The 12,482-nt window shown below is 36.4% G+C and carries 11 protein-coding genes and 1 riboswitch; of the genes, 3 read left to right on the top strand and 8 right to left on the bottom strand.

Annotated features, from left to right (window positions below; translation table 11 throughout):
- Nucleotides 1-12: 12 nt before the first annotated feature.
- A complete protein-coding gene (gene tesB / locus AC27GZ_RS03710; protein WP_487093525.1) occupies nt 13-870 on the bottom strand; it encodes an acyl-CoA thioesterase II in 858 nt (285 codons plus the stop codon).
- A gap of 233 nt (nt 871-1,103) precedes the next feature.
- Here tesB and AC27GZ_RS03705 point away from each other — a divergent pair, with 233 nt between their 5' ends.
- Nucleotides 1,104-1,358 carry a hypothetical protein gene (locus AC27GZ_RS03705; RefSeq protein WP_487093524.1) on the top strand — a complete coding sequence of 85 codons (255 nt, stop codon included), beginning with the start codon at nt 1,104-1,106 and terminating at the stop codon, nt 1,356-1,358.
- Nucleotides 1,359-1,444: 86 nt separating this feature from the next.
- Here AC27GZ_RS03705 and AC27GZ_RS03700 read toward each other — a convergent pair whose 3' ends face one another.
- The 3 genes from AC27GZ_RS03700 to AC27GZ_RS03690 all read right to left on the bottom strand — a co-directional run bounded on the left by AC27GZ_RS03700 (nt 1,445) and on the right by AC27GZ_RS03690 (nt 5,970).
- Nucleotides 1,445-1,939: a hypothetical protein gene (locus tag AC27GZ_RS03700; RefSeq protein ID WP_487093523.1), complete on the bottom strand. Its 495-nt coding sequence runs from the start codon at nt 1,937-1,939 to the stop codon at nt 1,445-1,447.
- Between the two features lie 56 nt (nt 1,940-1,995).
- On the bottom strand, nt 1,996-3,882 hold the full coding sequence (locus AC27GZ_RS03695; RefSeq protein WP_487093522.1) for a hypothetical protein: 1,887 nt from the start codon (nt 3,880-3,882) through the stop codon (nt 1,996-1,998).
- A 120-nt stretch (nt 3,883-4,002) separates the two neighbouring features.
- Nucleotides 4,003-4,085, top strand: a riboswitch (cyclic di-GMP riboswitch).
- Between the two features lie 94 nt (nt 4,086-4,179).
- Nucleotides 4,180-5,970, bottom strand: a complete 1,791-nt coding sequence (locus AC27GZ_RS03690) for a DUF885 domain-containing protein (RefSeq protein ID WP_487093521.1) — start codon at nt 5,968-5,970, stop codon at nt 4,180-4,182.
- 195 nt (nt 5,971-6,165) lie between these two features.
- Between AC27GZ_RS03690 and AC27GZ_RS03685 the strand changes: the two genes are divergently transcribed.
- Complete coding sequence (locus tag AC27GZ_RS03685) at nt 6,166-7,149, top strand: GGDEF domain-containing protein (RefSeq protein ID WP_487093520.1); 984 nt, start codon at nt 6,166-6,168, stop codon at nt 7,147-7,149.
- Between the two features lie 9 nt (nt 7,150-7,158).
- Here AC27GZ_RS03685 and AC27GZ_RS03680 read toward each other — a convergent pair whose 3' ends face one another.
- Both AC27GZ_RS03680 and AC27GZ_RS03675 read right to left on the bottom strand, forming a co-directional pair.
- Nucleotides 7,159-7,620, bottom strand: coding sequence for a 2-thiouracil desulfurase family protein (locus tag AC27GZ_RS03680; protein WP_487093519.1), 462 nt, complete (start codon nt 7,618-7,620; stop codon nt 7,159-7,161).
- Nucleotides 7,620-7,940 (bottom strand): DUF3630 family protein, encoded by a 321-nt coding sequence (locus AC27GZ_RS03675; RefSeq protein ID WP_487093518.1) that lies wholly within the window; start codon nt 7,938-7,940, stop codon nt 7,620-7,622. The genes AC27GZ_RS03680 and AC27GZ_RS03675 overlap by 1 nt, the downstream gene beginning before the upstream one ends.
- Before the next feature lie 129 nt (nt 7,941-8,069).
- Between AC27GZ_RS03675 and AC27GZ_RS03670 the strand changes: the two genes are divergently transcribed.
- Nucleotides 8,070-8,369: a c-type cytochrome gene (locus AC27GZ_RS03670; RefSeq protein ID WP_487093830.1), complete on the top strand. Its 300-nt coding sequence runs from the start codon at nt 8,070-8,072 to the stop codon at nt 8,367-8,369.
- Between the two features lie 63 nt (nt 8,370-8,432).
- Here the strand turns inward: AC27GZ_RS03670 and recQ are convergent, their stop codons facing one another.
- A complete protein-coding gene (gene recQ, locus AC27GZ_RS03665) occupies nt 8,433-10,259 on the bottom strand; it encodes a DNA helicase RecQ (RefSeq protein ID WP_487093517.1) in 1,827 nt (608 codons plus the stop codon).
- A 178-nt stretch (nt 10,260-10,437) separates the two neighbouring features.
- Nucleotides 10,438-12,405, bottom strand: a complete 1,968-nt coding sequence (locus AC27GZ_RS03660; protein ID WP_487093516.1) for a YfiR/HmsC family protein — start codon at nt 12,403-12,405, stop codon at nt 10,438-10,440.
- Between the last annotated feature and the right edge of the window lie 77 nt (nt 12,406-12,482).

The raw sequence follows: 12,482 nt of genomic DNA, 5'->3' as shown, positions 1-12,482 counted from the left end.
TGCTAGATCGAGTTACCTTTGTCTGATAACCCCTTCTTGCATGGTTGAGGCAACTAATTCACCTTGGCGATTATATATTTGCCCACGCACCAAGCCTCTACCATTACTCGCAGAAGGGCTATCCATACAGTAAAGTAACCAATCATCAAAACGAAAAGGTTGATGAAACCACATGGCATGATCAACCGTGGCTATCTGAAAGTTTGGCATCCAGTGGCTAGCACCGTGGGGTAATAGTGCAGTAGGCAAAAATTGAAAGTCGGATGCATAAGCCAGCATGCAACTATGAATACGTAAATCGTTTGGTAAATTGCCATTGGTCTTTAACCACATTTGGCTTTTTGAATCTGTTTTTTCGGGTTTGAGCCAATTATATTGTTGGATTGGATGTATTTTAATTGGCTTTTCAGCGAGAAATTTTTCACGTAATGCACTGGGTATAACTGCTTGATGCTTTCTAATGAAATCGTCATAAGAAGGAACACTATCAGGATCAGGTGCTTCGGGCATAGTGTCTTGATGTTCAAAGCCTTGCTCAGGTAACTGAAAAGAAGCCGTCATATAAAAAATAGCTTTGCCATTCTGTATTGCTTGAACTCTACGGGTGCTAAAGCTATTACCGTCACGGATATTTTCTACTTCATAAACGACGGGTTTAGAGGCGTCTCCGGCACGTAAAAAGTATGAGTGTAAAGAGTGAACGAAACGGTCACTGGCAACAGTTTCTTGTGCGGCAGATAACGCTTGCCCCATGACTTGACCGCCAAATAATGCTTTAAAACCTAAATCTTGGCTTTGGCCTCGATAAATTCCTTGCTCTATGGTTTCTAATCTTAACAAGGCTAATAATTCATCTAAAACGACACTCATCTTGACTCTCAATTTTTTACAAAGTTTAAGCGATTTTTTAACACAAAATTAAAGATTTTAAGGGTATCAGGTATTACCAGTAATGATAACTGGTTTTTATAAAAAATAAGTGTTGATGTCTAGAAAAAAGTACGTTAATTTAGCGAAATATATGTTCAGTTTTTAGTCTGATAAGTTGAGCTAATCAAAGCAGATGTAAACGGAATATAATATTCAAACTACAGAGGTTCATCATGCAAGCACTAGCAGAAAGAGAAGCACTTTTAGAAAGACGACAGCGAAATGCTGCGCCTGAAACCTTGTGGAATAAATTATCTTTAGCGCAAAAGTTTGCAGCAAGTAGTTTAACGCAATTTGGTTACGATTTGAGCTTTATCCGAAACAGCAATGAAGGAAGCTTGGCCATTTTGTTGTGTAATGATAATGCGGCGACTATATCAAGTGAGGGTGAGATAAACACTTCACCTGATATCATTATTAGAAGCTAGTCTCAGCAGATTTTGGTTTTATACTTCGTTGAAAAACCGTATAAGTAAAGCTGCATAAGTAAAAAATAAAAGTTTAAACAGTAAAATTAATCTTTTTTGTTGCTGGTGTTCAATTTCAAAAGTAGTGTTTCTACTAATGAAATAAACCCTACTAGATTATTACTCCCCCACAAGCGCTTAAGCTTAGTATCATTTTGAATTACCTTGTTAGTAAATTCTTTATAATCTGCATTGTTTTGGCTATCAAAGCACCTTTTTATAATAACCTGCATTCTTGCCTTATTTGTTAGGCATTCACGCAAAATAGCGGCATAGTTATTAATAAGCGGTTTTAATAACTCACTATCAAGTTCAGTTTGCTGTTCTGCTTTAGTGTCTATTAACTCTAATCTATGCTTAACAAAGCCTTCATGACTGCTAGCGAGTAACTCAATTGATTTTGATAAGGCCGCATTGTCTTTTTGTGTATTAACCATTTCTCGTTTTAATAACAGTAATTCTCGTTGTAATTTTTCTGCTCGAAAATGAAGGTAGACGCTAATGATTATGAAAAGAGCGGTAACAAGTAAAACAGCAAGCATTTTTCACCTACAAGTTAATTTATCTAAATATGCCACCTTTATTTGCACTAACTGTGTTAAGTGGCTTGGGTATGTATATCATTGTTTATAGACTTCGCTGCACTACTGAGTTGTGAGAGAAATATATAAGGATCAATATCTTGAAAGTCAGGGCTTTCTACTGAATATGATAGTGTAACTGAAAACTCTCCTAAATTGGCAAAAAATCTTAATTGTATGGCGCGTAATATTGTTTTTAAGATATCACTGGCCTCTTCTTTAGATTGGTGCGGGAAAATAAGTAAATACTCTCCATCATTAATCAAACCTGCATTTTCAAATTCACTAATATGTTCATTGATTAAATTGGCAATTCCATCATTTACTTCTTGAACAACACTTTTATTAAATTTAAAACTGAGCTCTTGCCAATTGCTAATTGAAATGTACCCTAATGTTAATGTGTAGGAGTATTTTTTCGCCATATTGAAATGTGTTTGATAAAGCTGTTTTGTGTCAAGGGGATTTGCCAAGGTATTATTAGGGCTCTCTTGTTTATCATAAGCTTCTCTTGTGCGCTTACTTCTGCGCATCAACCAGATGACAAGGTAGTTGAGTAAAATTGCCACGATTATAAATGCTAAAATAAAAATAATGACTTGTTGTTGCTGATATTTTTTATTAAAGCTACTGGTTAATTCACTTTGTTCAGCGAGTTTCAGCGTTAACTCTTTAGTTTGTATACTATCGGTAATACTTTTTTGTAGTGTTTTGTCTCGGTTGGCATTTAATACAGCAGGGTCATTTTTGTATAGCAGTTGGCTATATTTTTTTTGCCAAAAAAATGCTTTATTAAAATCTTCTTTATCCACATACATTTGCGCTAAAAGTTGATAAAAAATGAGGTAATGTTTACTTAACGTAATATTTTCAGAGATTTTTTCAGCTTGAGTTAAGTAATCTATAGCTGCTGAGGTTTGCTTGGTTTTATCGCTAAGTTGAGCGAGCGTGATCAATGTTTCCAAATAGGGTGTAGTTAAGTTGTACTGATAGAAAGCTGTATTCGCCTGTTGTATTTCAGAAATTGCTTGTTGATATTGTTGTTGCTTTTTTAATGTTAGCCCTAGGCCCTGTCTAGCATAAGCGGTAAAAATAGGTGCTTGCTTTTTTTCTGAATATTGCTTTGCTTCCCAATAAGCATTATAAGCATCGTTATAACGCTGTAAATTATAATAAGCATTACCTAACTGGTAATATGTTTGATCAACATTAGCCAGTTTGTTGAGATTAAAGCGTAGCTTCAGTATTTTTAATTGTATTGTTAATGCCGTTTGATATTCACCTAAGTGATAATATGCATTAGCTAAAATAGATAATAATGAAACGTGTTCGTTAAAAGCGGGTTGTTCATCAATAATGGTATGCACCTGTTGTAGATCTTCTAAGGCTTTATCGTGTTGTGACAACATGGCAAAGGCAACACTTCTATAACTTAACGCTAGTACTAAAAATCGTTGACTTTCAGCTGTTTTGAGTACTTTTATGGTTCTGTTAGCTACCGTTAGTAGCTCACTATAGTTTCTTTTTGCGGCTAAAATTTCAGCTAGTTTTATTTGTAAGCAAGGGTAAGTAGCTTGCTCAGTGCTTGAGTATGTGAGGCCATCTTGAGTAAATTGTAAAGCCGTTTCAATCTCTCCTTTGTTCAGGGCGATGCTGGCAAGTAAGTAGTAGAGTTTGGCAATACTTTCATTAGTAAATTGATTACTTTTAGGGAAGACAGTGTTGCTGAGTGCTATCACTGTGTCACTATTTAAGCTCTCAGCAGGCTGTTTAAATAAATGATCTATTGTTTTTATTGTCCGTTCTTTTGGATCTAAATTTCGTTCACTGGCTATTGTGGAAAAATTAACCGAAAAAGTGGTTGAAAGTACAAATAAAAAAAATATTTTTTTTATAGTTAACATCAATAAAAACAAAGCCTCTGTTTAAATGTAGCTATTATATTAACGTGATTATTCCTTCGTTGTTAGTTTTTTTTGTTTACAATTCTAAATCATGTTTTATAATGCCCTTGAGCTTCTAAAGCTCGACAAGGGCAAATCTAACGAAAGTTAGAGACGCAAAGTAACCGGTCTAACGGGAAACCTATGACAGCGGGACTGCCAAATTTAGATGTAGTGGGGGCTCTTCTATTTTAACAGCTTTCTGTCTGTTTCCCCGGTTTACTTTGCGTGGCTTCCTTGCCCAACTCTTCATCCCTTTTATGTGTTATCTGTAGACTTAGTCGCTTTAATTAACTTTTTCTTTTCATCACTAATATATTCATTAATAACTTTTTCTAACATGCTTAATGGCATAGCACCGTTTTTTAGTAGCTGATCATGAAAGTCACGCAAGTCAAAGTGATTCGCTAATGTGCTTTCTGCTTTTGATCGCAAGCTCTTAATTTTAAGCTCACCAATTTTGTATGATAACGCTTGCCCTGGCCATGAAATATAACGATCTATTTCTGTTTGTACGTTGTGTAAAGATAATGCCGTATTATTTGCTAAATAATCCATGGCCTGCTGTCTAGACCAACCTTTTGCATGCATGCCAGTATCAACCACAAGTCTACAGGCTCGCCACATTTCATACGTTAAGCGACCAAAGTCATGATAAGGATTTTTATATATGCCTGCTTCAACACCTAAATATTCCGCATATAATCCCCAGCCTTCACCAAATGCTGAAATATATATGCGGTTACGAAATTGCGGCACATTTTTCATTTCTTTGGCAATGGAGCCTTGCAAATGATGTCCTGGTACTGCTTCATGCAATGTGAGTGCAGGTAACACATATAAAGGGCGTCTATCTAATCGATAAGTATTTACCCAGTAATTTCCAGCTTGATCATCACGAGCAGGTCCAGAATAACGCCCTGTAGTATATTTAGGTGCAATACTAGCCGGTACCTCAACAACACCATACGGCGTTCTTGGTAGTGTTTTAAATAATGCAGGAAGTTTTGCATCCATTTGTTTGGCGATATAGGAAGCTTCTCTTAATAACTCCCTTGGGGTTTTAGCATAAAATTGTTCATCGCTACGCAAAAATTCAATAAAGTTTGCAAAGTCACCGTCAAAGCCCACTTTCTCAATAATCGTGTCCATTTCTTTACGAATACGCTGAACTTCAGTTAAGCCTATTTGATGAATTTCATCAGCACTCAGTTGTAATGTTGTGTAGTAATCCACTCTATTTTGATAATAGGAATTACCCTGCGGTAGTGAGGTGGCAGCTATATTTTCCCGTGCATTTGGCTTGTACTGATTAACCATAAAGTCATAATACTTTTCATAGGCAGGGATAACTTTTTCGCGAATTGCTGTTTGTGCTTCTTGTTGAATAGTTTTTTTTGTTTCAGGGCTAACTTGCTCTGAGATGTTTTTAAAAGGTTGGTAATATTCACTTTCAGTCACATCGTTAACAATATAGGCTTTGATTGAATTTTCAAAACCTTCCAATACGACTTTGGGTTGAGTGATTCCTTCTTTAATACCTAGCTTCATCCAAGCGGTTTGTTGTTCAAAATACCTGGGCAGGGCATTTAGCTTGGATAAATAATCACGATAATCTTGTTCGCTCTTTAAATTAACTTGCTGAGTGATATTGGTAATCCAAACATGAAAGCCTGATTCAGCCGTTAATGGCATGTAATGCTCTTTGTTTTTATAGCTGTCTAAGGTGTTTTTGATGGAATAAATAAGTACAGCACTATTGATTTGATTTTCTTTGGTAAGCTTCTCGCTCTCAATTTTGATAAGGGCTTGATAAATGCTGGTTAACTTCTTATTTTGTTTAGCTAGATTTTTAGGAGATAAATCTGGAAGTTTAGCGTTATTTCCACCTTCTTGTGGATCATTAAAAGGACTCGATTGTTGAAAAAACTGTTGATGAGTATGGATTAATTGTTGTAATTGTTGATCGCTTTTACTGAGTGCTTCTGCAGAGGAGTATTCCGTTGATTTTGGTAAAAGGTTACAACTAGCTAAAAAAAATATAGCCATAAAAGGGAAAATAAATCTCATTAAAATAACTCAATAGTGAAGGTTTCAGTACTTTAACAAAGTTATAAAGGAAGAGAATAGATAAATAGTATAAATTTTGTAGATATTTATCTTTAGATACTAGAGAATATAGCTTATGAGGTACCAAAGAGTACTAAGGAAGGCAAGGAGCGCCACAACGTAAGAGGTGAATCGGTGAAATATCACGATTCGATAAAGCAAGCTGATAAAACAATGGCGCTGGCAGTAAAACAACTGAAACAGTGGCAGTTGGCTGTGAATCCAATAAATTATGCAGTAACTTATGAGTACTGCAAAAAAAGTGATCCGATACTTGTTGCCAGTATTAAACGTTTACTATTGTCTGGAAAGGCATTAGATGGATTTTTTATGGAGCAACTTTATAAAGAACATTGCCTTGAACAAAGTAAATTTCGCCATGATATTGTTTCTGATTTAGCACAGTTATTTGACCAAGTACAAGATAGTTGCCAACAGTCAACCTCAAGTGCGCAAGGCCTAATCGAGAAAATTGACGACAATATTCCAGCCTTAATGTCCCGCGACAAATCTGAAGTTAAAGCCGCTATCGCTCAATTGCATAAAGCTTCAATGTCTTTTAAAAAGCAGCAACAACAATTAGTTGAACAGTTACAACAATCACAACAACATACACAAGCGCTAGAAGATGAGCTGGAAGAGGTTCGCCAAGAGGTTTATTTAGACCCAGTTACAGGCTTATATAATCGCAAAGCCATGTCAAAGCATGTAGAGACATGGTTGGTTGCAGATGCTAATAGATCGGTTGCCGCCATCGTCGTGAGTGTTGATCATTTTGCTCAATTTAGTGAGAAGTTTGGCGGCCTCATCGGTGATGTGATTTTATCGAAAATAGCTAAGAAAGTAGCTAGTTACGTTGACGATAGTGGTTTGCCTGTGCGCTCTGCTAATGATGAATTTATCGTTTTATTACCTGATGTTGATGGTGGTATCGCCACAGAAATTGCTGAAAAAATTAAGCAGGGAGTTGAAAAGCTTCGTTTTGTAAGTGTACAGTCAGGTGTTCGATTACCTAAAATGAGTGTTTCTTTCGGTGTAGGTGAAAAACAGCCAAAAGAAGGCTTAACCCAATTCTTAAGTCGTAGTCGAAAATCGATGATGAGTGAAAGTCGAAAATAACGCTGTTATCTACTTATCAAGTAATGCTACTAACGTCTCTAGATTATTCTCTGAAAAAACTTGAATTCCTGCTTGGGTTAACAAGCGACAAGTAACCCCTTGCCCCGCAACTTTTTGATTAGAAAATGAGCCATCATAAATTAATGTGCTGCCACACGATGGGCTTGACTCTTTAAGTAATGCAAACCGAATGTTGTGTTTTTGGCATAACTGTAAGCTTTGTTGTGCACCATCATTAAATTGCTTCGTTACATTGATACCACTTTGAGTAACTATTTCACCTTGTAAAGAGGTTTGCTCTGCTGGCTCACGTGGTACAGGCAACCCACCAGCAACTTCTGGACAAATAGCAATTAGCCGATGCTGTTTTTTCCATAATTCAATAAGCGGGTGTTGTAAGTATTTCTGTTCACCATTGTAGCGAACTTTATCTCCTAAAAAACACTGACTAATTAATATTTTATCGAACATTATTGCTGACTTTTTAGCGTTGTTAATAACTTATGAATATGGGGTATAGACTGCAGACTTGCATCATCATTAGCCTGTAACCAACAAGACTGACTGTAGCATTCAAAATTTAATATGAACTCATGTGTTTGCCAGCTAAAGCGCCAGTTTTCTCTATCAGCGCCTATAATTTTTTCTTTCACTGTGCTATCTGAAATTACAGACAGTATTTTTTGACTGAGCCACTCAATATCTTCTTGGTACCAAGGCTGAGAAAAGGTAATGTTAATTTGATTTTCAACCAGGTTAATAAGGTGAATGCTAGGCTGTTTTAAACTCATTATCTCTCCAATGACAGTTTACTTGATGTTAATCATGCTATTAAAAAAAATAACACGACAGCAATATTTATTTTACATATACTGTGGATGACAATATATAGTTCTGAACCACAAAGAGAGATAACAATGATGAAAAAACTTACTCTTGCACTTACTGCAACCGTAATGATGGCTAGTCCTGCTTTTGCAGGAGATGTTGAAGCTGGTAAAGCTAAAGCTGGTGTATGTGGTGCTTGTCACGGCACTGCTGGTATTTCTGCTCTTCCTATGTATCCTAATTTAGCTGGTCAAAAAGCTGCTTATACAGCTAAACAATTAAGAGACTTTAAATCAGGTAAACGTAACGACCCTTCAATGACGGGTATGGTTGCAACATTAACTGATGCAGATATTGAAAACTTAGCGGCTTATTACGCTAGCCTTAAGTAATTATTGCAGTAACATAATTGAGTTATTGATGATTAAAAGCGCCCTTTGGCGCTTTTTTGGTTTTTATTGATTGTGCTCTTTTATTAAAGCCAAAAAAGCTTGACCATAGCGGGCAAGTTTTACATCACCAATACCGCTAATTGCCAACATTTGTGCTGATGTTAACGGCTGTTCTCGGGCTAGCTCTGATAAGGTTGCGTCATTAAATACTATGAAAGGGGCAATATCTTCACTATCAGCAATACTTTTGCGTAACGATCGTAACTTAATGAATAACTGTCTATCGTAGGATTTTTGTTGGGTTTTATGTTGCCAATAACTGGCTTTTTGCAGTCGAGGTGTTGCTAGCATTAACGGCTCTGATGCTTTAAGTACAATTCCTGAAGCTTGCGTTAAACATAAGCTTGATTCTTGCTCAATATCTTGTTGTAAGTAGCCTAAATGAATTAATTGAGCAATTAATGCAAACCAATAGCCAGGTGTTTTTCCTTGTCCTATGGCAAAGGTTGATACTTGATCATGTTCAAGTGCTTTAACTTTGTCGGTTTTCTCGCCGCGCAGGACATCAATTACATGGTTGATATCTCCTTGCTCTTTGATACGAAAAACACAAGAAAGTACTTTTTGAGCAGGAATAGTTGCGTCAAATTGGCTGGGAGGATCTAGACAAATATCACAGTTACCGCAGCCTTGTTCTGTATATTCAGCAAAGTAATTTAGTACTACTTGTCGACGGCATGTTTGCGCTTCAACAAAGGCAGTCATGGCAGCAAAACGCTGTAACTCGACTTTAACTCTAGCTGGATTATCACCTTCGCTGATGCGTTTTTTTATACGGCTTATATCTTTATCTGCAACCAAGAATAATGCTTCAGCAGGTAATCCGTCTCGACCGGCGCGCCCTATCTCTTGATAGTAAGATTCTAGCGTGCGTGGTGGCTCAAAATGAATAACATAACGCACATTGGGTTTATTGATACCTAAACCAAATGCGACCGTTGCGATGACTATCTGGATATTATCTTTAGTGAACCCCTCTTGCACCATGGCACGAATGTCATTCTCTAAACCAGCATGATAAGCCGCGCAATTAATTCCGCAAGCCGCTAAATATTTACTTAATTTTTCAACTTGCCAGCGGCTATTACAATATATGATACCGCTATCTTCACCTTGTTTTCGGATGTAGCCCAATACCTGTTTTTCCCCGTCATATTTTTGCGCTAAGGTAAAACGAATATTGGCTCGGTCAAAACTATCTAAATGAATATATGGGTTGTGTAAAGCGAGCTGAGTTAATATATCTTTGCGTGTTGTTACATCTGCAGTAGCAGTAAGTGCCATGACAGGCACAGTGGGGAAATATTGCTTTAAGCATTGTAACTGTGTGTACGCGGGGCGAAAGTCATGCCCCCATTGAGAGATACAATGAGCTTCGTCAATGGCAAATAACCCCAAGGGTAACTCATTGAGTTTTTCTAAGAAGTAACGGCTAGTTAGACGTTCTGGTGCCACATAAAGCAGTTTAATTTCTCCTTTATTTAAACGGGAGAAAATATCATTGATAGCGCTTGGCTCTAACGAAGAGTTAATAAAAGCAGCAGTAATACCTTGTCTGGTTAAGTTATCTACCTGATCTTTCATTAATGCAATTAAAGGCGATATCACAATAGTGATACCTGAAAGTAAAATTGCGGGCAATTGATAACAAAGTGATTTACCGCCCCCCGTTGGCATTAATACTAATGAGTCTCTCCCTTGCATCAGGTTATCAATAATTTCTAATTGTCCTGAGCGAAAACTATCGTAGCCAAAATAGTGCTTTAAGGTATTTAGCAAAATCTGGCGGTTTTCTTCTGAGATAGGAAAGGGGGTGTTCGCGTTCAACAAGGTATTCTTCGATAAAGAGCAATAGTGACTATTTTACCCTAGTCTTGATACAGAGTGGTTATTATTTTTGTGCTATTTTATGGGTAGCGAGTGTTTAAATGACTCGTTTATCCGAAAAGTAGCAAATAATGGAAATTTATATTCAGGCGATTTTGCTTAGGTCTTTTGCTTGATTCGCTTACTCACTTTTGATCAGTAAAGGCAAGGTAATAGTACAAGTGACACCTTCTCCAATGCTACTTTGTATATCAATATGACCACAAAGTTTTTGCTCAATAATATTAAAGACAATATTCATGCCTAAGCCTGTACCACCTTTGTTTCGTTTTGTCGTAAAGAAAGGATCAAAGACTTGTGCCAAGGTTTTTTCATCCATACCTTTGCCGTTATCTTTATAAATAAGACAAATTTCATCATGATTATTTTGTTCTAAATTAATGAATATATTCGATGTGTCGTTTCTTTGTTGGCTGTTATTATCGTAATCGAAGCCATGACGAATCGAGTTGTTCACTAAGTTTGTAATCACTTGGGCTAAAGCGCCTGGAATTGTTTTTATTTGGATGTCGTTGTCGCCGCTAAATTGATATTGCACTTTCGCTTTTTTCATTTCATTTGCGAGTGTAGTCATGACTTCTTCAATATAGTGCGCTAAATTAATTTCTCTCTCTTCTTCTATAATTTGATCGGCTGCTACTTCTTTAAAGTTATGCATTAGCTGGATAACTCGCTCTAACCCTTTATTCGATATATGTGACGATTCAGTAATGACATCGATAAAAGACTGCAATTGTTTTTGGCTCAAGGTTTTTTCTTTCAATTTTTTAGAAATATCTTGAGTATTTTCTTGAATTAGGCTGGTTGATGTTACCGCTATACCCAGCGGCGTATTAATTTCGTGAGCAACACCCGCAATGAGTTTACCCAGAGAAGCCATTTTTTCTGAATGGATTAACTGATTTTGTGTTTCTTCTAAATGCGCTAAAGTTATACTGAGTTTCTTGGTCGTTTTTCTATTTTTTAAAAATAAGCCTGCAACTAACATTAAGGCGAAAGCGACAATAACAACTAAAATGGTGGTAATAGTGATAGTGGCTTTTTGTTGCACTATGGTTTCTTGCTGCTCTGCTAGCTCATCACCTTGAACATTAAGCTCTTTTTGCTGCTGTGTGATGCTTTGTTGCTGCTCCCGTAGTATTAATTTGTTTTGCTTAATTAAGTCTGCCATTTTTTGGTTTTCTTGAATTTTCTCTTCAACTTGCTGCTTTTTCTCCGAAATTGCTTGCGTTTGTTTACTGTAATTCTTATTGGCGTCGCTAAGTTGTTCAAGAATATGGCTGAGTTCTTGCTCTTTTTTCTGTAGGGCTTGCTCTTTACTTTTCAAAAGCTGTACTTGCTTTTTCTCATTTTCTTTTAGTACTTCTATCGCTTGCTGTTGTTCTTGAATATCTTTGATATTAGCTTGCAAGTTACGATTAAGTTCGATGAGCTTTTGGTTGCTGATGTTAATTTTTTCTTGTTGATTAGCTAATTCTATATTTAACGTGGCTTCTCGTTCTCGGGTCAGTTGCATTGCCTGTTCAGTTTCTCTATATAATGAGGCTATATCTAACTCAGTGCCCCCTAACAGTAATAACTGTGCAGAAATTTTTAGTTTTTCATAGACAATATTAGATTTGTTTATTTCAAAAGAAATGGCATTAGCATCATCACTATCAATGAGGTTGACCATAGCATTATGTTTGTCGGCACTGTTATAGGTAACCAGCAGTGTTTCGGAGCTACGTACTTGAGTGGCTAATTGTGCTAGGTTTTGATTAAATTGATTTGGAATATAAAGTAAGTCAGCCGCTTTCCCATTAGATATGTTATCAATAAATAAGGTTTTTATTGCTTTGTTTTTAACTTTTTTATTATTTAAGGCTCGTGTGAGTAGAGCATTGAAGTTTGTATCTTTGTATACGGCAATAACAAATTGTTTTTTATTCGCTTCTTCTGGCCAAGTAATGTGTTTTAAAAAATTATAAAGGTAGGCAGCTTTTATCTGTTCTTTGCTTAATTGCTGCGCAGAAGTAGAGTTGATGAAAAGTAATGCAGCAGATATTAAGAACACAATTGCTGAAAACTTATAGCCTACTCTCTTCATTAACGCTTACCCCTTTGCCCAAAAATTACCTTATATTCTAGTATTTAAAACATCAATATGCTAAATAGTCAATCATT

The sequence above is a fragment of the Colwellia sp. SU-HH00943 genome (assembly GCF_057546125.1).
The sequence above is the reverse complement of the archived record's forward strand: the minus strand, read 5'-3'. Positions and strand labels throughout refer to the sequence as shown.